Source organism: Sphingobium sp. TKS (genome assembly GCF_001563265.1).
Classification (GTDB): domain Bacteria; phylum Pseudomonadota; class Alphaproteobacteria; order Sphingomonadales; family Sphingomonadaceae; genus Sphingobium.
Genome location: NZ_CP005083.1, coordinates 703,339 through 728,786, shown reverse-complemented (window position 1 = coordinate 728,786; position 25,448 = coordinate 703,339). Strand labels below are relative to the sequence as shown.

Here is a 25,448-nt window from a genome sequence, read left to right as displayed (position 1 = left end):
AGGCACTTATGGTTTCATGCGCTTTTCATGGCGATCGGCTCAGGCTTGCCAGGGTCGCGCTTGGGCTCACGCTTGAGCAACTCGGCATGCGTGTGAGCGCGACACGCCAGTATCTGAATCAGCTCGAGCAGGGCATCAAGGCGCCGACTGAGGAAATGCGCGACGCGCTGGCTGACGCCCTGGGCGTCGGGAGGCATTTCTTCGGGCTTCCCATGGACGTCGGAATCCGGCCCGAGCAATGCCACTTCAGGAAGCAGCGCACGACGCCGCTCACCATTGTAAGCCAGGTTCTAGCTCGAGGCACCCTGCTTGACGGTTTTGTGAGCAGGCTTGATCGCGAGCTCAATCTGCCCGATGTTTCCTTCCCGGACATCCCGGTCTCGACGCTTAACGAGGTGGAGGATGTAGCGGATGCTGCTCGGGCGCATTGGCAGCTTGGCACCGGACCGGTTTCCAGCATGATGCGAGTGGTTGAGAATGCAGGTGCTGTGGTTAGCTTCTTCGGCGGCGTTTCTGAACGGGTCGACGCGCTGTCAATCGATGCCGTCCGCCCGATGATCATTCGTAGTGATGCGAAGCCCGCCGCGTGCCGGCTCCGCTTCGACCTTGCGCATGAAGCCGGACACCTGATCATGCACCGGGGCGTCCAGACCGGGGACAAGGAAACGGAGGACCAGGCCAACCGGTTCGCAAGCGCCTTCTTGCTTCCCCGGCCTTCATTTGTACACGAGTTCCCCCGTTCACGTTTTCTGGATTGGGCAGAGATCTTTAAACTCAAATTGAGGTGGAAGGTGTCAGCTGCAGCGATACTGCGCCGCGCCTATGATCTCCGCATGATTTCTGCCGATCAGTATCGCACGGGGCACATCCATCTCAGCAAGACAGGCCAGAAGCGGCAAGAGCGCTATGATGACATTATCGCTGGTGAGGTTCCTGAACTTTTGCCAAGCGCTCTTTCCGCCCTCGAGGCCGCCTATCCTGGTTCTGTCGGACGTTTAGTCGACGAAAGCGGGTTGGAGCGTGAAATGTTTGGCCGTGTGTCCGGTTTGGAGCTTCCCGAGGCCGAAGTGAGCGACGCGAACGTGACGCCATTCCGGTCCTACGTCTGACTCTGGGCGCAGACCTGCCTGTGGCGGCGACGCTTGACTGAGTGGTTCTGCGGATGGACGAGGCGGCACACACGGGTCGATCAAAACGTAAGCAATCGGGCGGTGGCAATGGATAACGACGACAGTGCTAGCGGCGAGCGCCCGACCCACAAGCTTTCGAAAAGCGTGCGCGGCGAGCCACTAACGATAGCAGAAGAGATCGCATGCGGCGGGCGCGACGACACGACCGAGCATCTCACACGTGGACACTTGGAATCGCCGGCTGCAAAAATCGCGAGAGAGCTTTACGATTCACCAGCGGCAAAGCTCGCTCGCAATTACGCAAAATCCCCTGCGCAGCAACTGGCCAAACAGGTCGAGCTTGGGCTTGGCCCGACCTTTGGCGCCGCCGAGACCGCGCGAATAGAAGCAATGCGCAGGATGCTCCAGCCGTCTGCGGAGTTGGCCGCGAGCTTCAAAGCGATGCAGCCATTGGCTATCGACCAGGCCAAGTTCGCTTCAATCGGCGCGATCATGCCCTCGATCGACCCGAAGGTGATTGCGGCGATCCAAGGCGTCCAGCCGCTCAAAATCGATCCGTCCTTGGCGCTCGCTGTCAGTCAGGCACAGCGGACACTCGAAGAAGCCATGCGCCCACTTGGTGGCATCGGTTCGGTCATCAAGCAATTCGAAGATCAGCAGCGCACCGTCCAGAAATCTCTTCTGGCATCGTTGGCTGGACCGTTCGGTGACATTGCCCGAATCTCACAATGGGCCAGAACTCTTAGCCGAATCGACACTCCTGCGATTGCCAAGCTTCTTGGCGGTGGGCTTGGCACGGCGGTCGATGACATACGCGGCGCGATCGCCAAGAACTTCATCGGCTCGGCCGCGCTCGATCAGGTCAAGATGAGCACGATGCTTGGGTTAACCTCCCGGTTCGAGACAGATTTCGCGGCGACCCAGCTTAAAATGTCAGCGCTAGCCGGCATTAGCGAAGCGTTTGACCGGCGCAGTCATTTCCAGCTCGATGCTTACCATTCGCTGTTCGGCGAATGGCGAACTCGCGTCGATCTGCCGGAGAGTTTCTGGCGCGACGGGCGCGTGCGCAAGCGCATGTACCGTGAGGCTGAGGTCGATGAAGGGCTAATCGTCGCGGAGCCCAGTATGGCGCTCGAGATCATGATCGAGAGCGGACTGACTGCCGGGCTTCGCTCAGAGGCCAGCGCCGTGGCGGTGGTGACGCTTGGCGAAGTGTCGATGACCGTGCGGTCACGCGGCACTAGCAAGGATGCCTATGCGCTGGTCGGACGGTTCGAGCAGGAGCTGCGCGCCTATGTCGAGCGCAAGCTCGAAGAAAACTGCGGTCCTGACTGGTTCAAGCTGCGCGCGTCGAACCTGATCGGCAAGGCGAAGCAGATCCGCAAGGCAGCGATGGCGCGCGGTGAAGTGTTTGCGCCACTGGTCAATTACACTGAGCTGGGCGAACTATCGGGTATCATCCAGAGCACAAAGAACTGGGATGAAGTGTTCGGCAATGTGTTCGTTGAAAAGACCGGATTCGATCATGATATGCAAAAGCTGATCGCAGTCCGGCGTCCGACAATGCACATGCGCCGAATCGACGGCGTGCGCCTCGTCGAAGTGGTCTGCGTGATGCAGCGACTGTCCGAGCAAATGGTGGACGATGGAGCCTGGAAGGTAGCGGCAGAGGTCGATCGCTAAGCAGGCGATGCGGGAAATCTACTGCCGCCGCAACGATTGAAATTCAAGCTTCTTCGAGTCGGTTCTTGACCTCGCTTACGAAGCGTGAGGGATTTGCTTGCGCATACATCAGGTGGATTTCGTGCCGTGCTCGGGTGAAGCCGACATAGAATAGCCGTCGTGCTTCCCGGACTTCCGTTTCGCTGGCGTTGTTTCTTGGCAGGCGCCCTTCTTCCATCCCGAACAGGATAACGGCATCGAACTCGCGTCCTTTGGCGCTATGCAACGTCGATAGATTGATACGGTCGAGCCCAGAGCCAATGCCCGCGAACTCGCCGAGCGGAAAATCATCAACATCGCCCATGGGGCCCAGCCGACCTATGAAGGTGTTCAAAGTCTCCAGCTCATCAGCCAAGGATCGCGCTTGCCCCACATTCGGCCGAATAATCTCGTCGCGTAGGGCAATGAGCCAGTCGCGCAAACCAATCGTGTCGTCGCGGCGGCACCAAAGCGCGGCGATCAACGAACGCTGCAATTCGAGCCGATCATCATCGCTGCCAAGAACCTCATGGAAGAGTCGCGCGCCCTCGGCAATCACCCGGCTGATCCTGGGCTGACCCGATCGCCAGCCGCCACAACACCACATCGCGCACTGCTCCAGCCAGCGCATAAGGCGACTGCCGCGTGGGTAGAGCGCGTTGCCGTCGGTGCGGATGACCGCATAGCCATTATCTGCCGCTACTGAGGCTACTTCATTGCCGATGAAGGCAGCCGGGTACAGCACGGCGATCTCGCCGAGATTGAGGTTGGGTCGGCGCGCACGGATTTCAGGGATTAACTGCTCGATGAGATAGCGCGCCTGCCCAGCATATCCGCCAGTGCAAGGATGGAAATAGATCGTGCCTTCGTGAGCACCGTCAGGTACTTTATATCCGCGTTTCTCGCCCAAAGCGTATTCTGAGGCGGTGACGATCTGCGACCCGCAGCGATAGTTGAGGCCGAGCCGAACGGTTTCGACATCTTTTCTCTCCGATAGCTTGCGCAACAGCTCGGGATTGGCGCCGGTGAACCCATAGATCGACTGATCGACGTCCCCGACCGCGAACAGACGGATGCCAGCGCTGAAGCAAAGCCCCATCACCATCGCGTGCAATGCGCGCCCAAGATCTTGGTACTCATCGACAGCAAGGATCGGATATTTTGCGGCCAGCGCCCTGCGCAGCCAAGCGTGCTCGGCAAGCGCACGCAGTGCCAGCAACGGCATGTCGTCGAAGTCGATGACACCCATTTTTCGCAGTTCAGCTTCGTAGGCCTCAACGAGTCTGGTCAATTGCGGGTCGAGCGTTTTCCACGCCTCGACATCGCGATTGAGGAAACGGCGTCGGTGCCCTCCGAGCCGAAATTCCCAGGTTTGTGGATTCTCCGCTCCCTTAATGACCTTAGCATGCGCGATCTCAAGCGCGGCGCGCGTCTGTCGGCGGCTCGCTACTGAAAAATCATCGGGAAGACCCAGTCCCGCCACCTTCGAATAGGGCAACAGGATTTGGGTCAGCGAGAAACTATGTACGGTGCCGATGAAGACACGGCCGCCCGGTGCGATCCCGAGCGCATCGAGCCGCGTTTCCAACTCACGCGCGCATTCGTTGTTGTAGGTAATACAGGCGATGCCGCGCGGATCTTCGACATCCTCGCTCAGCATCCGCGCGAGTTTGACGGTCAACGTCTTGGTCTTGCCGCTGCCGGGGCCGGCGAGCAGCACGCAGTGCTCGGCGGACGTGTACGCCTGCCACTGTTTGTCGTTTGGCCGCAGATCTTCTGCTGCCCGCAGATAGAGCGCTCGGTCAGACAAGGTCAATTACATGGTTGATTGCATCGGCGATGTAATCGGGGACGAGCTTGCCCGGTACGCGTGTGGCGAGGCGCTGAGCATAGCGTCCCTTGCCCAACTGCTCGATCATCTTGAGCATCTCGTCGGAATTATAGGATTTGGGATCGGCCTCCCAAGCGTCGAGCAGGGCCATGCGCTTCTGGCCGAAGTTATGCTCGCGCAGCGTTTCGATCATCTCCTTGGCATAGTTTCCTTCGAAGAGCTCAGTCTCAAGCGTACCCGAGTTCACGAAAATGCCGAATGCCTTGCATTCCACGAAAGAATCTTCCCACGTCTCCAAGTCTTTGATGCCCTTAATCAAAGCATTTGTGTCGGCGCCGCCTCGGGCTCGATCAATGGTGTCGATAAGTTTGAGCGCCCGATTATAGGCGCGCGGCTTCTCGTCGACCCAGTCGCAGTCGGTGATGACGGCAAAGGGGAGGCCGAGCGCGCACAGCAGCTTTACATAAGGCTGGAAATTAGTTCCCGCGACCGAACAGACCGACACGCCATACTCGTCGAGGGAGATGTTCATGTCACTGGCAAAGGCTGGAATGAGAAAGCGTTCGGCATCGCCCTCTACCAAAAGGACGCCGCGGGCGAACACCATCTCAGCACGAGTGACATCAAGATAGCGGGACAGATCATCGGTCTCGCTTTCGCTGAAATCGGCAGATGCCGTGGAATAGCCTTTTGTGCCCTCGCCATCTTGACTGCGCAGAAGGAGCAGCGATTCCAGCGGCGCGACGCTGGCGATATGCGGTGAATGCGTAGTGAGGATCACTGACAAGGGCCCAGCACCGTCGCCGTCTTCATCCTGGTCCGCATCGCCATCGACGATCGTCTCGAACAGATGCTTATAGACCAAGCGCTGGAGGTGCGGATGGAGGTGCGCTTCGGGTTCCTCTATGGCGAGCAGCGAATGATCGCGCTTATTGTTCTCGATCAGCCGCTGGAGGTCGAGCAGTTTCAGGGTAAGGAAAATGAGATTGGCGGACCCCAAACTGGCATCAGCGACACCGCGCCGGCCTTCATCGATCAGCAGCCGAATCTGACGATTGATGCGGGTTGCGTCAGTAGCGGAAAATCCGAGTGAAGGCTGCACGTTCTGCTTGGGGCCGGCCATCGCGACAAATAATTCCCCAATCTTGGTCTCGAGCGCTTTTACCTCATCGAATTCGATTGCAGCCTTGCTAGCCTCAGCGATCTTATCGCCGATCTCCTTGAGCTCCGCCATGTCGATCGAGACGAAGGCGTCTTCGACCAGCGGTCGGAGCGGCGAGCGGCGCCATGTAGCAAGATCACCTTCGGCATCGCGCAGCGCCGGCAACAGGTCCATGGTGATGCGACGGCGCAAGTCGTGCCCGAACCGCTTAGCCTCGCTTTCCCCGCCGAAGCAGACGAAAGAGAAGTCATCGTCGCTCACTGGCGGGTGCCCCAAACCGGGCTGGGCGCGAAGCAGATAAGTCAGGCGGATTGTGTCGGGATCGTCGTCGAGACGGAAATCAGTGAGTACGGCAAGGACGTCGGGGTCATCCTCGAAATCCTTGATCTCTACGGAAATGGTGATTGTCGTGTTGGCATCGACTGCGGCTAGGCCATCCCAGAAATCGGAAAGACCGAGCTGCCTGCTGCTATCTGGTAGTGAAGGGTCAAAGATCAGTCGCAGACCAAAAAGCAGATTGCTCTTCCCGACCCGGTTCTCCCCGACGATGACGACGTTACCACCCAAAGCGACATCGAGATCCTGGAAGTTACGGAAATTCTGAATCCTTATTCGCGAAAGATACATGGCGCCTGATCCATCTTCAAAGGCCCGATATTATGCCTCAAAAGAGACGTAGGGCACACCAATCTGCTTCTTGAAACTTCGCGTTCGCCAATTAATGATCGACCATCATTCACAGTCTCGCACAAAGCGAGCTTGGGTGAGGTCGTATCGGTATCCCGTAACGCTGCCATCGCTAATCTTTGCTACAAGTTCATCGATCGCGCTGAGCGGTGCCAGAAACCATTCGCGAGGTTGGACGGTCTTGCCGAAACGGTCGCCGGCAGAAAGGTCGAGCCTTGCCGGGCCAAGCGCGCGATGGATCAGGTTTTCCAGCTTGGTCCGGTTGATGTTGTAGAGCCGATATTCCGCAACAACCTCGACATCGGCTAGCAGGAAGGTAGGGTCATTGCGGGCATTGGCAATCCGGCTCGCAACCGGCTGCCCGGTCACGCCAATTTTGTGGATCAGGTTCCGATGCTCGTCGACATAGGGATGAGCTGACTTGCTGCGCAGGACGTAGATGGTCCCGCTGGCGAGATCATCGGGCTCGGCGGTATCGCCAAACAGCGGCCCCGCGCTCTGCTCGGTGATCCGGCGCGCTGTTTCGTCGCGGTAGAGCGCCTTCTGGAAGGATCGGGACAGGACGCTGGCTTCGGTGGCGTTGTCGTAGATCACCCGGACCCGGCGATCCTTGCGCTCGTACTGCGTCACGAACTCGTCAGTTGACGCGGCGACATAGGCCAGCTGGCCGCCGACGATGAAAAAATTGCCGGGCTGGATCTCGGCTAGCGTCACCTCGGTTTGTTCGAGCACCTTTGCCTGACGGTTACCCGATGCGAGATCTGCCTGAACACGTTCGAACAGCGGCTTGAACGTGTCGAAATCTTCGCACTTCTCGCGATTGGCGATTTCTTCGGCGGCTCGCTTCTCGGCCCGTGGGGCGACGTGGCGAAGTTGGGAAATGTCATCGCCGGAACCGGACTCGACGCCGAGTTCGGCCAGCAATGCCGTGTCATCGAGATTTACAGCTTCAGCGCCGACAACAGTGGCGCTGTCGAGGATGCCGCCCGTATCCAGTGCCGCCAGCAGCTCGCGAACGTCGGGTTGAGCGCGCAGGCGATCCAGGCGCACGGCATAGAGGCGTTCGAAAATATCGCGGTCTACGCCGTGCTGCGGCAGCCGGCGATGTTCGGCCACGAACCGCTGGATATCCTCGAACCCGGCGATGATGCGTTCCTGCAACGGAGTCAGCGAGCGCGCGGGCTCCACCGCCGTCTCGACGCCCAGTTCTGCCAGCAGTTCGAGGTCGCTCAGTTCAGCCATCGGCGGCTGCCTTCGTGGCATGGCGCTGAAGGAACGCGACCCCTTCAGCCATCTTGCGCTCCCAGGCGTCCTGCGAGGTCAGCGACGGCAGCCGGCCCCGCTCGCGCTTGAATTCCAGTGCGCGTTCGGCCAGCGCACGGGCATCCTCGTAGGTCAGCTTGTCCTTCTTGGCGTTGATTACCGCCTGGACCTGCAACAGCGTCTTCTCATCCATCGCCTTGGCCAGCACGGCATAAGTCGCGCTGAACGGATTGACCCGGTCGATGAGGTCGATGTCGAGGTCGGTCACGCTGAGCGCGAACTTGCGCACACCGTCGATGAAGGCCGTGCTGGCCTTGAGGTCGCCATCGGCATCGATGCCGGTAATGGCGGCCTTGGCCTGCTGGGTCAGCGTCATGGCCGCGACCGCATGCTGGCGCACCGCCTCCTGGTCCTCATCGCTCAGTTCAGGATATTTCTCGCGGATGATCTTGCCCATTTTCAGCTGGGTCAGTTCCTCCGGCACCACCTCGGGGTCGAACATTCCGCGTTCCAGCGCGGCCTTGTCCTGCACGAAGCTGGCGATCACCTCGTTGAGGTCTTCGCGGCAAATGCGCGTCGCCTCGATGCTGGTCGGCAGCTTCAGGCCCTTGATCTCGAAATGCATCTGCCCTTGCGGGTTGACGCCGATGTTGAGCGCGCCTTCCTTGTAGCCGGCCTCGCCGTAATCGAAGCCCGGCTTGGGGCCGGCATCCTTGGGCGTGAAATCAAAGCGCGGCGCCAGCACCTGCTCCATCAGCAGGCTGGCGGCGATGGCCTTGAGGTAATCGTTGATGGCGTCGACCACGAGCGGATCGTCCGCTGCCGGTTCCGCGATCAGATTGGTGAAGCGTGCCCGCGTCTTGCCCGGCGCATCGCGAGTGGCGCGGCCGATGATCTGGATGATCTCGGTCAGGCTTGAACGATAGCCGACAGTCAGCGCATGTTCGCACCAGATCCAGTCGAAGCCTTCCTTCGCCATGCCGAGCGCGATGATCACGTCCACGAAATCGCGGTCTTCGCGTCCCTTGTGCGACTTGAGCGCCGAGACCACCCGGTCCCGCTTGGCGGCATCATCATCGACCAGATCGGCCACCTTGATCACCTTGCCCCCAGCAGCGCGGATCAGGTGGAAACCCGTTTCGGGATCGACGCCCTGCCAGTCGCCGAGGTGGTTCATGATGTCCTCGGCCTCGCGGTGCTTGTCCTTGAGGCTTTCCTTCGAATTGACCGAAGGAATGTGGACGATGGTCTTAACCGTCGGATCGAGCAGCGCCGAGATCTTCTCAGTATAGGGCCCGGTGTAGAAGCTGTAGCCGATGTCGAGCACCTTGAGGTACTCGTACCCGTTGAGCTGCTCGTAATAGGTGTAGGTGACGGTCTCGAACCGGGTCTCGTCCTCGGGCGCCAGCACGGGAATTGCATCGCCCCGGAAATAGCTGCCGGTCATCGCCACGATATGCGCCTTGTCCCGCCCGATCAGCTGCGCAAGTTGTGCACCGAGTCGGTTGCCGGCGTCGGCGGAAACATGGTGGAACTCGTCGATCGCCACCAGGCGGTTGTCGAAGGCCTCGACGCCCAGTTCATCGAAGGCAAAGCGGAATGTCGCATGGGTGCAGACCAACACCTTGGCGTCGCTGGCGAGGAACTCGCCGACGGCCTTGACCTTGGACTTGGCAACCTTCGGGTCGTCGGCGCCGGGCGTGTTGCACAGGTTCCATTGCGGGGCGACCACCCAGTCGGCGTAGAAGCCGTACTTGCTCAGCGGCTCGCTGCCAAAGCTCGCGCCGATCGAGCGTTCGGGTACGCAGATGATCGCCTGGCGCACGCCCTGGTTGGTCAGCTTGTCGAGCGCCACGAACATCAGCGCCCGGCTTTTGCCCGATGCCGGCGGCGATTTGATCAGCAGATATTGCTCGCCCCGCTTTTCATAGGCACGCGCCTGCATCGGCCGCATGCCCAGCTCGTCCGCCTTGGCCGAAACGCCGGTGCGCGCCGTGGTGAACGATACGGCGGGGATGATTTTGTCGTTTGCGGTCATTTGAACAGCTCACTGTGGGTGCCCGCACGGACGAAGTAGATGGTCCCACTTTTCCCCGCAGCGTCGTCAACGTCATAGATCAGCAGGAAATCGCCGCCGATGTGGCATTCCCGGCTCCCCTGCCAATCGCCTTTCAGCGCATGATCGCGCCACTCTGGGCCGAGCGGCGCGTCATTGGCGATCAGCAGGAGCATCGCTTCCTTGAGCTGGGCCATGTCAAACCGTCCGGAGCGCGACAGGCGTTCCCAATCCTTGTGAAAGGCCTTGGCGTACTCGGCCGCGCGCGGCGTGACGGCGCGCTTACTGGGCTTTGCCATCGAGCGCCGCGAACATCTCATCAGCATTGGCAAAGCGGACGCGCCGATCTGCCTTCATCTGTGCCACCTCTTCCAGCGCGGCGCGGGTTTCGGCGTTGGGCACCTTCAGTTCCAGCGGGAACGCCTGATCGACCGCGATGCGGTGGAACAGCAGGCGCACGGCATCGGAAGCCGTCAGCCCCATCGCCGCCAGCGCCTCGGTGGCTCTCGCCTTCAATTCGTTGTCCAAGCGGACATGGAGCATGGAACTGGGAGCGTTCATGCGGAGCCTCCTGTATCTCATATGAGAGATACGCCAATTGCCCCGAAAGTCAATCGTGCGCCGGTCAGGCCGCTGCCTTGGCGCTGGTCATCCGCGTGTAGAGTTCGAACAGCTTTTCGAGCCGTTCGGTGTCGTTCTTGAAGCGGCGGCCGATGTAGATGCGCTCCAGCACCTCATCGTTGCGCTCATGCGCATGGCGGAGATTTTCGGGCATTTTCTCGGGATCGTAGAGATCGGCGATGGTTGCCGGGAAATGCGCCTCGCGGGCGAGGAGGATGTCTTCGGCGCAGCGGGTGAGGTCGGCCTTGTTCTGCTCGGTCAGCTTGGGGACCGGGAAGGTGTTCCAGCCAAGGGTGTTTGAGTAGCGGAAATCAGTTTTCAGCTTTCCGCATACCGTCGCGATCCAAACAAGGTGCAGGCGGGAGGCTATAAGCGCCATGTTCCAAAGCTGGGCGTCGTAGAGCGCAAATGCGAGGTTGCTGACAACGGAGCGGCTATCAAGAAGGCCGACCGGGAGATATTCGCGGCTTTCTGACGAAACACCCGGAAGAATAAGCGTATGCCGCTTTCCGGCATACATTTCCCTGAATTGATGTGGGTTACGAGCCATCTCGCGCGTGCCTGCATCTTTGCTGGCAAGCCGCATGGCTTCGACGCCGTCGATGCGGCCTCTGATCGCGTCAATTTTCACTGCATCGCCAAGACGGTCATCCGAGATCCAAAGGCAATACCGTGCAATGCCTCGGATAAATTCAGCTGAGCCGTAGATCCGTCGCACGAAGGTGTTTTTATCGTTCGCAGTCAGCCCCAACCCGGCAAGTTCGTCGGCTGTCATAAGCAGATTTCCGCCATCAATTGGCATATTGCCAAACGACATGTTCGGCAAATCGGCGACGCTAGTTCGCTGACCCGATATTATGACGTTGTCGCCGATGGTCAGATATGGGGTAATATTAGCGGCATCCCGGACGGTCGTTTCGCCGTCAGCACCAAGGTCAAAGAGGCGCCGTTTGCCCGAATTGGATTGTGAAATTCCAACAATGGCGACGGTTACACCGGCATTGTGGCTGGCAAGGTTCGCCCACTTGAACGACGTGTGAGCAAAATGAATATGAGCGCCCGTTTCAAATATCCGGGGCCATAGCAAAGGCACAATTCGACCCTGGCATACTGAGTTGGTGCTGACGAATGCTGCGTCGGCAGCGGTGTGTTGAGCAAAAGCTGCCGCCTTCATGAACCATCCGCCTACATAATCTATCTGCTTGGAGGATATGCCATAAGGATCAAAGACTTTGGCAAGGTCGTCCTTCTGTTCCGATGTTTGGGTTTGGCTACCTTTGTAAGGTGGATTTCCGCAAATATAGGTGTCGCCGCCTTCATTGGTGAAGTCGATCTCGGATTGGTCGACTGGCGTGCCGAACAGATCATCGGCCTGCACCCGCACGCCCGTCCCGGTCGGCGGGCAAATGCTCAGCCAGTCGAGCCGCAGGGCATTGCCGCAAGTGATCCAGTTCTGGCTGTCCAGCGGCAGGAATTCGGCCAGCGCTTCCTGCTGCCCGCGATAGAGCACGTCGCACTGATATTCGGCGATAATCAGCGCCAGACGGGCGATCTCCGCCGGGAAATCGCGCAGTTCGATTCCGCGAAAATTGGTCAGCGGGATGTCGCTGCGCCGGTCCGACTCGCTGCGCAGCTTGTTGATCTCCCATTCGATCTCCCGCATCTGCTTGTAGGCGATGACGAGGAAATTGCCCGATCCGCAGGCCGGATCGAAGACCCGGATCTTCGCCATGCGCTGGCGCAGGTTCAGCAGCTTGCGCGCGTTGTCGCCTGCCTCGGCCAGCTTCTCGCGCAGGTCGTCGAGAAACAGCGGGTTCAGCACCTTCAGGATGTTCGGCACGCTGGTGTAATGCATGCCGAGCGCGCCGCGCTCCTCATCATCGGCCACCGCCTGGATCATGCTACCGAAGATGTCGGGGTTGATCTTCTTCCAGTTGAGGTTGCCGATGTTGACCAGATAGGACCGCGCGATCCGGCTGAACCGCGGGGTTTCCGTGCTGCCCGAAAACAACTGTCCGTTCACATAGGGAAAGCCGTTGGCATAGCGCGGGATGTTCGCCCCGGCCCGGTCGGCCAGCTTGGTGTCCATCGCCCGGAACACTTCGCTGATCACATGGTGCGTGTCGGACGAATCGCGCGCGCTGATCTGCTCCACCGTCTTGGTGAACAGGCCATCGCCGTGGAAGATGTCGGTATCTTCAGCAAAGAAGCAGAAGATCAGCCGCGCCATGAAGTGGTTCATGTCCGGTCGCCGCTCGGCGCTCGCCCAGTCCGGATTGTCCTTCAGCAGCTCGACATAGAGCTTGTTGAGCCGGCTCGTCGCCCGGATATCAAACGTGCTCTCGCGGATCTGCTTGACTGTGGTGATGCCCGCCAGCGGCAGGAACACGCCGAAATGATCCGGGAAATCGACATAGGCGCAGGACACGATTTCGCCGCTGGCCAGGTCTTCAGCCAGGAACTGATCGCCATCGGTGGCAAGGATGAACTTGGCCTTGGCCGCCACCGTCTTCGCGCTCTGCCGCAGCGCGGTGAGCGTAACGTCGGCCGCGCCGGCTTCGCATGTGGCGATGTGGATATTGCTGCGCTGAAGCACGCCGCCGGGCACGTCGGACCCGTTGGACGCGCCCTGCCGCAGCTTCTTGATCGTGGTAGCCTTGTTCCCGAAGGCTTCGAGGAAGGCATAGGGAAACTCCGCGCGATCAAAAGGCTGCGCGGCCAATTCGGAAATGGCTTGTTCGATCTCGACTGCGTTCATGGGCTGACACTAGGCCGGGGGATGGGCATGTCGCAAGTTGCGAGATCGCCGATCAGAAGTCCGGCAAGAGGGGAAAGCGTCCCCTGCGGCCGAGCCGAGGTCTCTGCCGACCCCTTGTGCGGGGACACCCCGCAACGCCCCGGGGAAGAGGGAGAGTGTGGAGGGATTTTCGTGACGGGTTGAGGCCTGAGAGAGAGTCTTTCGGCGCCCGTCATGGAGATTTCCCATGAACATGCAGGTTCTCGATGCCCGCCCCGATGCACGCGGCGGTTACAAGGTCGATGTCACACGCGGCGAACGCATCGGTCGCGTCTCGTCCGAATGGTTCTCGCGGCCCGACGATGAGCGGTACCTCTCGCTGGGCGATCTGGCCCGTTCGGTGCGCGGCCGCTCCGAGCGCAGCCGGACCCGTGTTGTCGAAACCGCCCTCATCCACGTCGAGGCGAACCGCAACGATCCCGAGCGTCTGGCGCTGATCCTGCCCGGCTCCGATGCGCCCGTCGTCCCGACCCACTGGAGCTTTGGCCAGTTGGCGAGCCAGGTCGGGGCACCCGCTGCCTACCTGCGCCAGCTTCCCGCACCGCTGGCCGCGATCAATCTGCAATACGGTCTGTCCTCGCATCGCGCCGAGCAGATCAAGACGTTGGAGACCGGCAACGGCCGAGTGGAACTGCGCGCGGTGACGGGGCCTGACTATGGCCGGATCTACGACCATGAACTCGTCGAAGCCGTGCAGAAAATCGCCGGCAACGGCACGGGCGATACCCGCTGGAAGGTTCCCGGCGTGCTCGACTGGTCGACCGGCATCTACAACCCGCGTGTCGACATCACCCGCGACACGACCACCCTCTATGCCTCGGACCGCGACGTGTTCCTGTTTCTGGTCGATGACCTCAACCCGATCGAGGCAGGACGACTGCCCGATGGATCGCCGGACCTCTACTTCCGGGGCTTCTACTGCTGGAACTCCGAGGTCGGTGCCAAGACGCTGGGCATGGCGAGCTTCTACCTGCGCGCGGTCTGCCAGAACCGGAACCTCTGGGGCGTCGAGGATTTCGAGGAAATCACCATCCGCCACAGCAAATATGCCGCCAACCGCTTCGCCCATGAGGCGGCCCCGGCCCTGGAGGGCTTCGCCAACTCCTCGCCGTTGCCCTTCGTGAACGGCATCAAGGCCGCCCGCGAGCGCATCGTTGCCCGCACCGATGAGGATCGCAGTGATTTCCTTCGTAAGCGCGGATTTTCCAAAGCCGAGACGGGCAGGATCATCGAGACCGTACTCGCCGAGGAAGGTCGGCCGCCTGAATCGATCTTCGATTTCGTCCAGGGCATCACCGCGCTGGCTCGCGACAAGTCCCACCAGGACGCCCGCCTCGACATGGAAGGCAAGGCCAAGAAGCTGCTCGACCGGGTTCACTGACCCCAGCGGAAAGGTCCTGTTTTCCCCTGCGTTGCGCTGCCCCTCCGAAAGGAAGAGGGCGGCGCTTCGCTTCGTGACGGGTCGAGGTTTCGAGAGAGAGGCTCTCGGACGGCCCGTCGCGGAGTAACAACCATGGCAACTGCTGCCCAGAAGATCACCCTGTCGTCGTCGCGCGACATCCCCTTCAACAAACTGGTCCTCAGCCAGTCCAACGTCCGGCGCGTGAAGGCCGGCGTTTCGGTCGACGAACTGGCCGAGTCCATCGCCCGGCGCGGCCTCATCCAGTCGCTGCATGTCCGGCCGGTGCTGGACGCAGATGGCGTCGAAACCGGTATGTTCGAGGTGCCGGCCGGCGGGCGTCGCTATCGTGCGCTCGAACTCCTCGCCAAGCAGAAGCGCCTCGCTCGCACCACGCCGGTGCCCTGCGTTGTCGGCGATGCCGCCAGCGGCATCCTCGTCGACGAAGTCTCGCTGGTCGAGAACATCGAACGCGCACCGCTCCACCCCCTCGACCAATTCCGCGCCTTCCAGGCCATGCGAGACAAGGGCATGACCGAAGAGGCCATCGCGGCGGCCTTCTTCGTCGGCGTCAACGTCGTGAAGCAGCGCCTGCGCCTCGCGGCCGCCGCCCCCAGTTTGCTCGAGGTCTATGCCGAGGACGGCATGACCCTCGAACAGCTGATGGCCTTCACCGTCTCGGAGGATCACGCACGGCAGGAGCAGGTCTGGGAGGCGATCCGCGACAGCTGGCAGAATGAGCCCTGGCAGATCCGCCGCATGCTCACCGAAACCACCGTCCGGGCTTCCGACAAGCGCGCGCTGTTCGTGGGGTCGGACGTCTACGAAGCGGCCGGCGGCATCGTGCTGCGCGATCTCTTCCAGTCCGACGATGGCGGTTGGCTTCAGGATGTGAGCCTGCTCGACCGGCTTGTCGCCGAAAAGCTCCGCACCGAGGCTGACCAGATCGGCACGGAGGGATGGAAGTGGGTCGAGGCAAGCCTCAGCGCTCCCTACGGCGTCAGCCACGGGATGCGCGAGATCGTCGGCACGCCGCTCGACATGACCAAGGAAGAGCAGGCGACCCGCGCGGGATTGCAGGCCGAACTCGATCGCCTGACCGAGCAGTATGAGGACGCCGACGAGCTGCCGGACGAAATCGATCAGCGGCTCGGCGAGATCGAGGCGGCCTTGGAGGCGCTGGACAACCGTCCCATGCATTACGATCCCGCCGAAATCGCGATCGCGGGCGTATTCGTCACCATCGACTCAGATGGATCGCTCATCTGCGACCGCGGTTATGTCCGTCCCGAGGATGAGGCAGCCATCGCATCCGACGACGATGGAAATGAAACCGGCGAAGCTGGCCTCAGCGAGCCGTCGCTGGCTCAGGCTATCCGACCCGTCGTCGTCACCATGGGGGGCCAGCCTGTCCCCGCTGAGGAAGAAGAGGACGACGGCATCAAGCCGCTGCCCGAACGCCTGGTGACCGAGCTGACTGCCCACCGCACTCTGGCCTTGCGCGATGCGGTTGCCCAGAATCCCCGGATCGCGATGACCGCGTTGCTCCACAAGCTCGTCTCGGATGCCTTCCACCACCGCGCGATGAGCGGCGTTCTTGAGGCGCAGGTCCGGCACATCTTCTTCCCGGCCCAGGCTGAGGAGCTGGGTGACAGCATGTCGGTCAAGTCGGTCGACGAACGCAACGAGCACTGGAAAAGCCGCATCCCTGCCGATGACACGGCGCTGTGGGATTGGCTGACCGGGCTTGACGAGGAGAACCGTCTGGCACTTCTCGCCCACTGCGTGAGCTACGGCGTCAACGCGCTTTACGAGCGGCCTAATCCCTACAGCGGCTCGGGCGTCAGCGAGTACGGTCTGCAATTGCGCTTCGACCAAGCCGACCGCCTCGCGCGGGAGACCGGTCTGGACATGGTGCAGGTTGGCTGGCGGCCGACTGTCGGCAACTATCTCGGCCGCGTGACCAAGACCCGTATTCTCGAAGCCGTGCGCGAGGGTGCTGGCGAGCGCGCAGCCCAGCTCATCGATCACATGAAGAAGGGCGACATGGCGAAGGAGGCCGAACGCCTGCTCGCGGATTCTGGCTGGTTGCCCGAGCCGCTGCGGCTTGCCGACCCCGATGGCGTGTCCGGCGCCGACCTTGTCGATCAGGATGAGGGCGAAGCAACGCTTCCCGCATTCCTCACCGATGAGGGTGACGATGAGGAGCCCGGGGAAAGCGAGGACGAAGAGTTCACCTCGATCGCCGCCGAATGATCGCCATGCGCGGAGGGCGGGAAGCCCGCTCTCCGCGTCCTTTTCGAAGGGAATGCGCCATGGCCGATTTGTCCATGCTGACTGGCCGCGTGGTCTTCCAGTACCTCGTGCCCGTCCACGTCGAAGTCGAAGACGGCATCGTCACCTGTGTCACGGTGATCGACGAAACGCCGGTTCACGATCCGATCCTCGTCGAGGGCGACGCAGACCTGCTGCCGGCGGCCCTCGCTGCCGCCGACGACGGCCAGGACTGGCCATCATGGCAGTTCGGGTACTGATTCCACTCCACATTTCTTCTCACCTAGGCCCGGTCATCACTGTGCAGCAGCGCTGCGCAGGACCGGGCATTTTCGTCCGGAGCCCCCAAATGGCCGACTATTTCACCCATTTCTCGTGCCTACTCGACGTCGGCACGCCTGAAAATGCCGCCCGCGCACTCGCGCTCTACAAAGCCCTTTCCGAGGAAGGCGCCTCGGAAGAGCCACCCTCTGATGGCTTTCTCCTCTCGATCCAGCCCGAGCATGGCGGAACAGCGCTATGGATGCGTGACGACGTGACCGGCGACCCGGAGCGCGTCATCCAGTTCGTGCTGCGCTGCTCCGAACAGTTCCAGCTTACTGGCCGGTGGGGCTTCCAATACGCCAACACCTGCTCGAAGCCGCGACTCGACGGATTCGGCGGCGGCGCCCATGTCCTTGACCTTGCGACCCGCGAAACCATCGCCTGGACTTATACCGACGGGTGGCTCGCGTCTGTTCTCGATGGGGGCGACGGCGATGCCTGAGATCATCGAAACCATCGTCTATCAGCTGGCCGAATTGGACGAGGCGGCGAAGGACAAAGCCCGTGCCTGGTTTCGCGAAGGCGGCTTCGACCATGACTGGTACGACGCCGTCTATGCCGATTTCGTGCGGATCTGCACGATCCTGGGCATCACGCTCGAGACTCGCACCATTCGCCTCCTGAGCGGCGGTTCGCGGCAGGAGCCGTGCATCCATTTCCGTGGCTTCTGGAGCCAGGGCGACGGTGCCTGCTTCGAAGGGCGTTACGCCTATGCGCGCGGCGCATCGGCCAAGATCCGCGCATATGCACCCAAGGACACGGCGCTCCACGACCTCGCCGATGCTTTGCAAACGGTGCAGGGACGCAATTTCTATCAGCTTCACGCGCAGGCCCGTCACCGCGGCCACTATTATCACGAGTATTGCATGGAAATCGCGGTCGAACGCGAGAGTCCAACCGGCCAGGACATGACGGCCGAGGCCGAAGGCGTCGTGATTGAAGCACTGCGCGATCTGGCGCGCTGGCTCTACTGCCAATTGGAGCGCGAGTATGAATATCAGTCGTCTGACGAATGCGTCGATCAGGCGATCACCGCCAACGCCTATACCTTCACGGAAGCCGGTCGTCGGTTCGGCTGACGGGGATCAGCGCCCCGCACAGACAGGGCGCTGATCACCACCTTAGCCGTTCAGCTTGTCCTTGATGGCCTTCGCCGGCGCGAAGGTCAGCTTCTTGGATGCAGCGATCTGGATGGTCGCGCCAGTCGAAGGGTTACGACCTTCGCGAGCGGGCGTGTCCTTGATCTTGAACTTGCCGAAGCCGTTGATCGCGATTTCGTCGCCCCTTGCTGCGGCATCGGCAACCGCGGCAAAAACGCCATCGACCAGCTTACGCGCATCGGCCTTGGTCAGGCCATTCGAAGCGGCAAGGGCGTCGGCAAGTTCACTATTATTCATGGTGAAAGCTTCTTTCGTGAATTGATGAGGTCGCCCGGTTAGCCGCAAAACCGGTCCAAATCCATGAATTGATATGTGCGAAATGCTCTGGAGAGGGAGAGGTCTGCCGGGACGGGATGAGGCCAGCGCGGCTGAGAGAGAGCGTCGCGCGGGGCTCGTTCCTTCCCGCTCTCCTTGAGGTTTCACCCCATGAACATCCTGTCAGCCGTTGCCGGTCCTCCGGCGACGACACTTTCGCATGGTCAATCCGCCGGTATTCTTGCGGCAGGGGAACTGCTGCTTCCATGGCTGGAACAGGGCCAGCCGATCAGCGCGGGTCAATTGCGACAAGCCATGGAAACCGCTTTCGGAGCCTCAGACGCTTCGGGGGCATGGAACTGGAAACAAGCCTACGATGTCTGCGAGACAGCCACGGTGCTGTTCCTGCGAAAATACGGCGCGGCGATGTTCCGCAAAGCCGCAACGCCCGCAGCTCGCCTCGCGGCCCTGACCAAGATTCTAGGCCTGCTTCCCACCCACACCCGGCGCTCCGAGGAAAGCCAGGCGCTCCAGCAATTCTCGACGCCGGTCCCGCTTGGCCTCGCGGCCCTGACCGCAGCCGCGATCCGCCCTGGCGACCGCGTGCTTGAACCCTCGGCCGGCACGGGCCTGCTGGCCATTCTCGCCCAATTGGCCGGCGGCTCACTCACCCTCAACGAACTGGCGGAAACCCGGGCAGGCCTCCTCGCCATGTTGTTCCCGGAGACGGCCGTCACAAGCTTCGATGCCGCGCAGATCGACGATCATCTCGATGCCGCAGTGGCTCCTTCCGTCGTACTGATGAACCCGCCGTTTTCGGCCATGGCCCATGTTTCCGGCCGCGTTCAGGACGCGGGCTTTCGCCACATTTCTTCCGCACTGCACCGACTGGTGCCAGGCGGCAGGCTTGTCGCCATTACCGGCGCCCATGTCGGGCCGGACAATCCCGAATGGCGCGATGCTTTTGTCAGCTTGCAGGCTTGCGCGCGCGTCGTGTTCAGCTGCCCGATTGCAGGCGCGGTCTTTGCCCGCCACGGCACGACCTTCCCGACACGGCTGACCGTCATTGACAAATCGCCGGCGGACGATCCGAGCGTGTTCCCGTCATCCTCGGGAAGCGCTCCGGATGTGGCTACGCTGCTGGGCTGGATCGAAACGCAGGTTCCGCCGCGACTTCCTGTCGCACTGCCGGAAACGACCGCGCAGAACGTCGCCATGCCCAAGTCGGTGCGTGGCTACCTCGCCCGTTCGGCATCTAAAGCTCCAGTCAGTAGCATTGCGGCCGATCCTGAAAGCATCGAGCTTGCCTATGATACCGTCGACTGGACGCCGCCCGAAGATGCCCGGATGAGCGACGGCCTCTATGAAGGGTATACGCTTCAGTCGATGCGTATTCCCGGCTCCGAGCCCCACCCGACCAAGCTGGTGCAATCGGCCGCGATGGCATCGATCGCGCCGCCCAAGCCCGGCTATCGTCCGCGCCTGCCGATCAACATCCATGCCCTGCTGTCCGATGCGCAGTTGGAGACAGTCATTTACGCAGGCGAAGCGCACAGCGATTACCTTGCCGGATCATGGACCGTCGATCAGACCTTTGACCTCGTGCAGGCAGCGCCAGACGGTGCGCCTGCCACGGTCCGGTTTCGTCGGGGCTTCATGCTCGGCGACGGGACCGGCGCAGGCAAGGGGCGTCAATCGGCCGGGATCATTCTCGACAACTGGCTTCAGGGCCGACGAAAGGCGGTATGGATCAGCAAGTCCGACAAGCTGATCGAGGATGCGCAGCGCGACTGGTCAGCGCTCGGCATGGAACGCCTCCTGGTCACACCTCTGTCCCGTTTCGCGCAGGGCAAACCGATCGGTTTGTCGGAAGGCATCCTGTTCGCAACCTATGCCACGCTGCGCTCCGACGAGCGCGGAGACAAGGTTTCGCGGGTCCGGCAAATCGTGGATTGGCTAGGCGCCGATTTCGACGGCGTGATCATATTCGACGAGAGCCATGCCATGCAGAATGCCGGCGGCGGCACGGGAGAACGCGGTGATGTCGCTCCTTCCCAGCAGGGGCGTGCAGGCCTGCGCCTCCAGCACGCGCTGCCCAATGCCCGTGTCGTCTATGTCTCCGCAACCGGCGCCACCAGCGTTCACAACCTCGCCTACGCTCAGCGCCTCGGGCTCTGGGGTTGCGAAGATTTTCCGTTCGCGACCCGCGCCGAATTCGTCGAGGCGATCGAGGACGGCGGCGTCGCGGCCATGGAGGTTCTGGCGCGCGATTTGCGATCGCTCGGGCTCTATATCGCCCGCTCGCTGTCCTACGACGGTGTCGAATACGAAATGGTCGAGCACCAGCTGACCGAGGATCAGCGCCGGATTTATGACGCCTATGCTGGCGCTTTCGCGATCATCCACAACCACCTCGATGCGGCGATGGAAGCGGCCAACATCACAGGCAGCGACGGTACGCTGAACCGTCAGGCCAAATCCGCAGCACGCAGTGCGTTCGAGTCGGTGAAGCAGCGGTTTTTCGGCCACCTGCTGACATCAATGAAAACGCCCACCCTGATCCGTTCCATCGAGTGCGATCTGGAGGCCGGTCACTCCGCCGTGATCCAGATCGTCTCGACCGGCGAAGCCCTCATGGAACGGCGCCTCGCCGACATCCCGACCGAGGAATGGGGCGATGTGCGCGTGGACATCACGCCGCGCGAATATGTTCTGTCTTATTTGCAGCATTCCTTCCCGGTGCAGCTCTACGAGCCCTACACCGACAGCGAGGGTAACCTTGCCTCGCGCCCCGTCGTTCGGGATGGGCAACCGGTCGAATGCCGCGAGGCGGTAGCGCGCCGCGACGACCTCATCGAACGGCTTGCGTCGCTGTCGCCCGTCCCCGGCGCGCTCGACCAGATCGTTCAGCGGTTCGGCACGGAGATGGTCGCCGAAGTCACCGGCCGATCGCGGCGGATCGTGCGCAAGGGCGAACGCTTCGCGGTCGAAAACCGCGCGGCCAGCGCCAATCTGGCGGAGACGGCTGCCTTCATGGACGATCTCAAACGCATCCTGATCTTTTCCGACGCTGGCGGCACAGGGCGCAGCTATCATGCCGATCTGTCTGCTCGGAACCAGCGCCTGCGCGTCCATTATCTCCTCGAACCGGGCTGGAAAGCGGACGCCGCTATTCAGGGTCTCGGCCGTACCAATCGCACCAATCAGGCCCAGCCACCGCTTTTCCGTCCGATCGCAACCGATGTGAAAGCCGAGAAGCGGTTCCTCAGCACAATTGCGCGCCGGCTCGACACGCTCGGTGCCATCACGCGCGGTCAACGTCAGACGGGCGGCCAAGGCCTGTTTCGGCCGGAGGACAATCTCGAAAGCCCCTATGCCCGGGCCGCGCTGCGCCAGCTCTATCTGCTCGTGGTGCGCGGCAAGATCGAGGGGTGTTCACTGGAACGGTTCGAAAGCGCCACGGGTCTGAAGCTGACGGACACCAACGGGATAAAGGACGAATTGCCGCCGATCACGACGTTCCTCAACCGACTGCTGGCCCTGACCGTCGAGTTGCAGGGAATCCTTTTCACGGCATTCGAGCATCTGCTCGACACCAAAGTCGCGGGGGCCATCGCCAGCGGCACCTATGATCTGGGCCTTGAAACCCTTACCGCAGAGAGCTTCATGGTCACAGATCGGGTAAGCATCTACACCCACCCGGCAACCGGCGCGCAAACTAGCCTGCTGACCATTACCCAGCGCGAGCGCAATCGGCCCAGGGCACTTGGTGATGCGCTGGCGTGGCTCGAAAACGATCATGGGCGGTTGCTGGTCAACGCCAAGTCCGGCCGCGCCGCCGTGCAGGTTCCGGCGCCATCACTCATGCTCGACGATGGTGAAATCGAGCGCCGCGTCCGCCTGATCCGCCCGATGGAACACCATCACGCCTCGCTCGCCGCGATGGCCGATAGCCACTGGGAGGAGGTTGACCGCGATGCCTTCGCCCATGCCTGGCAGCGTGAAATGGCCGATGTGCCGGCTTTTACGGAAAGCACAATCCACATGGTTGCCGGCCTGCTTCTGCCAGTGTGGAAGCGGCTGCCCAACGAATCTGCGCGGGTCTATCGGCTTCAGACCGATAACGGCGAGCGCATCATCGGTCGGCGTGTTTCACCGGCATGGGTAGCAAATGCGAACAGCGTCGGCGCGCTCGACCTGACCGCCGATGCTGCCTACACAGCACTGCTGGAAGGTCAGGCGATCATCGACCTTGCCGAAGGCCTGCAATTGCGCCGTGCCAGGGTCATGGGCGCGAACCGCATCGAATTGACTGGTTTTACCGAGGCGATGCGCGAACGCCTGCGCGCCTATGGGCTGTTCACTGAAATCATCTCGTGGAAGCTCCGCTTCTTCGTCCCCATCGACGCCAACGGCACCACCATTCTCGCCCGCTTGCTCGAAACCTATCCGGCCCTGCGTCTGTCCGAACGGGAGGCGGCCTGATGGCTCGGATGCATGCAGGCGACCTTGCCCATCGTCTCGGGCGTCAGGCCGAGGCAGTGTGCCGCCGTTACCTCAATGCTGGCCGAAAGCACGGCAACTACTGGCTGGTTGGCGACGCGAACAACACACCGGGACGCTCACTCTTCGTCCGACTCAGTGACTCGCCCAAAGGCCCTGCGGGCAAGTGGCAGGATGCCGCGACTGGCGAGCACGGCGATTTGCTCGACCTGATCCGCCTGATACGGGGGTTGGTCGATTTTGCCGATGTTGCCGAGGAAGCACGCGCCTTTCTGAGCCTGCCACATCCTGAACCCGCGCCGTTGCCGAACAAATTGCCGCGTGCTGCGTCAGGTTCGGTCGAAGCCGCCAAGCGGCTCTTTGCCCTGTCGCAGCCAATCGGCAGCTCAGTGGTCGGCACATATTTGCGTCATCGCGGCATTGCTGTTCTTCCCGGACCAGCAAGCCTGCGGTTCCATCCCCGCTGCTACTATCGGCCCGAAACCGACGAGGTCACCCAGACGTGGCCGGCGATGATCGCCGCCGTCACAGATCTCAATGGCCAGATCACCGGGGTTCACCGCACCTGGCTTGCGCCTGATGGCAAGGACAAGGCACCCGTCGATACGCCGCGCAAGGCGATGGGAGACCTGCTCGGCCACGCGGTGCGATTTGGCGTGCCCGGCGAAGTGATGGCCGCCGGTGAAGGCATCGAAAGTGTGTTGTCCGTTCGCGAAGGGGCGCCTGGGATGGCCATGGCGGCAGCGCTTTCGGCAGCGCACCTCGCTGCCATCGCGTTCCCTGATGCGATGCGCCGCCTCTACATCATTCGCGACAACGATCCGGCAGGCGATTGGGCGCGTGATAGCCTGGTCGAACGCGCTCATGCAGCGGGGATCGAGGCGGTCGTGCTGTCGCCGGTGCTCGGGGATTTCAACGAGGATCTGTGCGCACACGGCCTCGAAGCGCTGCGGGCGAGTATCCGGGGGCAATTTGCCCCGCAGGATGTTGCTCGCTTCCTCGACTTCGTGCCTTGACCCGCGTTCGGGGCAGTTCGTGCAGTGCTATGTCATCGCAGCCATCACGATAGCTCTCCCCATCGACAGAGGCCCCGCCCGGCCTTCGAGAGGGCGATAGGTCCACAAGCGTTCTGGCCCGGCAATGGCGGCGTCCAGCTATTTTCCGGCGGCGCGCGGGCCGCGCCTTTCCATCGCGAAACAAAATAGCAGGCCTCTGCCATCCTCCGGCTTCGCTTCGGCCCTTGCGGGTGCAGGGCCAGCCCGTTCGTGGGCTTCATCGCCATAAAGGCCGCGAGGGCGCGGTCCAATCGATGGAGCATCCGATGGACGAGCACGACGACTTTGAACCGCATCACAACTCTTCCCCGACCGACCACGTTTTGCAGGAGCTTCAACTCTACGGCTACCGCCCCTTCGAGGATGAACCCGATCCCCGCCCATTGCCCGAAGGCAACCGTGTCGCCGGTGCCATCGCCGACATCTTCGACGCCCTGATTTCCAGCCTGGAAGACACGCGCCTCGAACCCGATCTCGACGACCTCCTATGGTCGACCGTCAACATCTTCCATCGCGCCTGCCAGCGGATCGAACGCGAACTCGATGACAATGAGGTGGGCCAACGCCGCCTCCAGAAGGAGCAGGATGGCAGCGAGGTGAAGTCGGTCGAGCTGGAACGTCTGACCGCCCAGGGACAGAGCCTCCTCGAACGGCGCGATGCCTTCGAACTGATGCGCGATCAGGCCGCTGAGCATTTCGAGCGGCAAACCCGGTCAAGCTGGAAACCGCACTCAGGCTCCATGGTCAACCATCGCCACCTGACGTCGGCCATGATCGACAGCCGCGACTTTATCAGCGCCAAACGGCGTGCCGAGACCGAAGTGCTCCTCCCCGCAGGGCCGAAGATCGCATTTTCCGGCGGCGAGAGTTCGGACCATCAGCTGATCTGGGCGAAGCTCGACCAGATCCGGACCAAACATCCCGACATGGTGCTGATGCATGGCGGCTCGCCCAAAGGCGCCGAGAAAATCGCATCGCGCTGGGCTGACACCCGCAGGGTGCCGCAAATCGCCTTCAAGCCCGACTGGACCAGACACACGAAGGCAGCGCCGTTCAAGCGCAACGATCAGATGCTCGCCGTCATGCCGATCGGTGTCATCATTTTCCCCGGCACGGGCATTCAGGACAATCTTGCAGACAAGGCTCGCAAGCTGGGTATCCCGGTCTACCGGTTCGGCTCAGGCGGAGCGTGAGCGCCGCCTGAGCCTGCCTCCACAGTGTGGTCCGCTC

At 61.7% G+C, this 25,448-nt stretch carries 18 protein-coding genes; 10 read left to right on the top strand and 8 right to left on the bottom strand.

The annotated features are described in order from the left end of the window. Positions 1-8: 8 nt before the first annotated feature. Both K426_RS03755 and K426_RS03750 read left to right on the top strand, forming a co-directional pair. Positions 9-1,109 carry a helix-turn-helix domain-containing protein gene (locus tag K426_RS03755; RefSeq protein ID WP_066553944.1) on the top strand — a complete coding sequence of 367 codons (1,101 nt, stop codon included), beginning with the start codon at positions 9-11 and terminating at the stop codon, positions 1,107-1,109. Positions 1,110-1,217: 108 nt separating this feature from the next. After that, the gene (locus K426_RS03750) at positions 1,218-2,813 is read left to right on the top strand and encodes a hypothetical protein (protein ID WP_066553938.1); all 1,596 of its coding nucleotides are present in this window, start codon (positions 1,218-1,220) and stop codon (positions 2,811-2,813) included. Positions 2,814-2,856: 43 nt separating this feature from the next. Here K426_RS03750 and K426_RS03745 read toward each other — a convergent pair whose 3' ends face one another. From K426_RS03745 to K426_RS03715, 7 genes are all read right to left on the bottom strand, one after another. After that, positions 2,857-4,647, bottom strand: coding sequence for an ATP-dependent helicase (locus tag K426_RS03745; RefSeq protein WP_197672758.1), 1,791 nt, complete (start codon positions 4,645-4,647; stop codon positions 2,857-2,859). Next, complete coding sequence (locus K426_RS03740; RefSeq protein WP_066553933.1) at positions 4,634-6,451, bottom strand: ATP-dependent nuclease; 1,818 nt, start codon at positions 6,449-6,451, stop codon at positions 4,634-4,636. Before K426_RS03740 ends, K426_RS03745 begins: the two co-directional genes overlap by 14 nt. 105 nt (positions 6,452-6,556) lie before the next feature. Next, a complete protein-coding gene (locus K426_RS03735; protein WP_066553930.1) occupies positions 6,557-7,753 on the bottom strand; it encodes a GIY-YIG nuclease family protein in 1,197 nt (398 codons plus the stop codon). Further along, on the bottom strand, positions 7,746-9,812 hold the full coding sequence (locus K426_RS03730; RefSeq protein WP_066553927.1) for a DEAD/DEAH box helicase: 2,067 nt from the start codon (positions 9,810-9,812) through the stop codon (positions 7,746-7,748). Before K426_RS03730 ends, K426_RS03735 begins: the two co-directional genes overlap by 8 nt. Beyond that, entirely contained in the window at positions 9,809-10,129 is a 321-nt protein-coding gene (locus K426_RS03725) for a type II toxin-antitoxin system RelE/ParE family toxin (protein WP_066553922.1), read from the bottom strand. Before K426_RS03725 ends, K426_RS03730 begins: the two co-directional genes overlap by 4 nt. Beyond that, positions 10,113-10,391: a type II toxin-antitoxin system RelB/DinJ family antitoxin gene (locus K426_RS03720; RefSeq protein ID WP_237229931.1), complete on the bottom strand. Its 279-nt coding sequence runs from the start codon at positions 10,389-10,391 to the stop codon at positions 10,113-10,115. The genes K426_RS03725 and K426_RS03720 overlap by 17 nt, the downstream gene beginning before the upstream one ends. A 64-nt stretch (positions 10,392-10,455) precedes the next feature. After that, positions 10,456-13,209 carry a class I SAM-dependent DNA methyltransferase gene (locus K426_RS03715; protein ID WP_066553919.1) on the bottom strand — a complete coding sequence of 918 codons (2,754 nt, stop codon included), beginning with the start codon at positions 13,207-13,209 and terminating at the stop codon, positions 10,456-10,458. Between the two features lie 226 nt (positions 13,210-13,435). On the opposite strand from K426_RS03715, the gene K426_RS03710 reads away from it, so the two are divergent. The 5 genes from K426_RS03710 (at position 13,436) to K426_RS03690 (ending at position 18,324) form a co-directional block, all read left to right on the top strand. Next, entirely contained in the window at positions 13,436-14,629 is a 1,194-nt protein-coding gene (locus K426_RS03710; protein ID WP_066553916.1) for a hypothetical protein, read from the top strand. A 132-nt stretch (positions 14,630-14,761) separates the two neighbouring features. Continuing rightward, complete coding sequence (locus tag K426_RS03705) at positions 14,762-16,903, top strand: ParB/RepB/Spo0J family partition protein (protein WP_066553912.1); 2,142 nt, start codon at positions 14,762-14,764, stop codon at positions 16,901-16,903. Positions 16,904-16,962: 59 nt separating this feature from the next. After that, positions 16,963-17,181: a hypothetical protein gene (locus tag K426_RS03700; RefSeq protein ID WP_066553909.1), complete on the top strand. Its 219-nt coding sequence runs from the start codon at positions 16,963-16,965 to the stop codon at positions 17,179-17,181. Positions 17,182-17,270: 89 nt separating this feature from the next. Beyond that, positions 17,271-17,687: a hypothetical protein gene (locus K426_RS03695; RefSeq protein WP_066553904.1), complete on the top strand. Its 417-nt coding sequence runs from the start codon at positions 17,271-17,273 to the stop codon at positions 17,685-17,687. Continuing rightward, positions 17,680-18,324 (top strand): antitoxin of toxin-antitoxin stability system, encoded by a 645-nt coding sequence (locus tag K426_RS03690; RefSeq protein WP_066561338.1) that lies wholly within the window; start codon positions 17,680-17,682, stop codon positions 18,322-18,324. Before K426_RS03695 ends, K426_RS03690 begins: the two co-directional genes overlap by 8 nt. A 42-nt stretch (positions 18,325-18,366) precedes the next feature. Here the strand turns inward: K426_RS03690 and K426_RS03685 are convergent, their stop codons facing one another. Next, positions 18,367-18,642, bottom strand: a complete 276-nt coding sequence (locus K426_RS03685; protein ID WP_066553901.1) for an HU family DNA-binding protein — start codon at positions 18,640-18,642, stop codon at positions 18,367-18,369. A gap of 189 nt (positions 18,643-18,831) precedes the next feature. Between K426_RS03685 and K426_RS03680 the strand changes: the two genes are divergently transcribed. The 3 genes from K426_RS03680 to K426_RS03670 all read left to right on the top strand — a co-directional run bounded on the left by K426_RS03680 (position 18,832) and on the right by K426_RS03670 (position 25,411). Next, on the top strand, positions 18,832-23,145 hold the full coding sequence (locus K426_RS03680) for a strawberry notch family protein (protein ID WP_066553899.1): 4,314 nt from the start codon (positions 18,832-18,834) through the stop codon (positions 23,143-23,145). Further along, a complete protein-coding gene (locus tag K426_RS03675) occupies positions 23,145-24,179 on the top strand; it encodes a DUF7146 domain-containing protein (RefSeq protein WP_145907176.1) in 1,035 nt (344 codons plus the stop codon). The genes K426_RS03680 and K426_RS03675 overlap by 1 nt, the downstream gene beginning before the upstream one ends. A gap of 305 nt (positions 24,180-24,484) precedes the next feature. Continuing rightward, positions 24,485-25,411: a DUF2493 domain-containing protein gene (locus K426_RS03670; RefSeq protein ID WP_066561327.1), complete on the top strand. Its 927-nt coding sequence runs from the start codon at positions 24,485-24,487 to the stop codon at positions 25,409-25,411. Positions 25,412-25,448 lie beyond the last annotated feature (37 nt).

Bases quoted from the DNA above. Each gene is read 5' to 3' on its own strand.
- K426_RS03755 (WP_066553944.1), top strand. From the start codon at position 9: ATGGTTTCATGCGCTTTTCATGGCGATCGGCTCAGGCTTGCCAGGGTC.
- K426_RS03750 (WP_066553938.1), top strand. From the start codon at position 1,218: ATGGATAACGACGACAGTGCTAGCGGCGAGCGCCCGACCCACAAGCTT.
- K426_RS03740 (WP_066553933.1), bottom strand. From the start codon at position 6,451: ATGTATCTTTCGCGAATAAGGATTCAGAATTTCCGTAACTTCCAGGAT.
- K426_RS03735 (WP_066553930.1), bottom strand. From the start codon at position 7,753: ATGGCTGAACTGAGCGACCTCGAACTGCTGGCAGAACTGGGCGTCGAG.
- K426_RS03730 (WP_066553927.1), bottom strand. From the start codon at position 9,812: ATGACCGCAAACGACAAAATCATCCCCGCCGTATCGTTCACCACGGCG.
- K426_RS03725 (WP_066553922.1), bottom strand. From the start codon at position 10,129: ATGGCAAAGCCCAGTAAGCGCGCCGTCACGCCGCGCGCGGCCGAGTAC.
- K426_RS03720 (WP_237229931.1), bottom strand. From the start codon at position 10,391: ATGAACGCTCCCAGTTCCATGCTCCATGTCCGCTTGGACAACGAATTG.
- K426_RS03715 (WP_066553919.1), bottom strand. From the start codon at position 13,209: ATGAACGCAGTCGAGATCGAACAAGCCATTTCCGAATTGGCCGCGCAG.
- K426_RS03710 (WP_066553916.1), top strand. From the start codon at position 13,436: ATGAACATGCAGGTTCTCGATGCCCGCCCCGATGCACGCGGCGGTTAC.
- K426_RS03705 (WP_066553912.1), top strand. From the start codon at position 14,762: ATGGCAACTGCTGCCCAGAAGATCACCCTGTCGTCGTCGCGCGACATC.
- K426_RS03700 (WP_066553909.1), top strand. From the start codon at position 16,963: ATGGCCGATTTGTCCATGCTGACTGGCCGCGTGGTCTTCCAGTACCTC.
- K426_RS03695 (WP_066553904.1), top strand. From the start codon at position 17,271: ATGGCCGACTATTTCACCCATTTCTCGTGCCTACTCGACGTCGGCACG.
- K426_RS03690 (WP_066561338.1), top strand. From the start codon at position 17,680: ATGCCTGAGATCATCGAAACCATCGTCTATCAGCTGGCCGAATTGGAC.
- K426_RS03685 (WP_066553901.1), bottom strand. From the start codon at position 18,642: ATGAATAATAGTGAACTTGCCGACGCCCTTGCCGCTTCGAATGGCCTG.
- K426_RS03680 (WP_066553899.1), top strand. From the start codon at position 18,832: ATGAACATCCTGTCAGCCGTTGCCGGTCCTCCGGCGACGACACTTTCG.
- K426_RS03675 (WP_145907176.1), top strand. From the start codon at position 23,145: ATGGCTCGGATGCATGCAGGCGACCTTGCCCATCGTCTCGGGCGTCAG.
- K426_RS03670 (WP_066561327.1), top strand. From the start codon at position 24,485: ATGGACGAGCACGACGACTTTGAACCGCATCACAACTCTTCCCCGACC.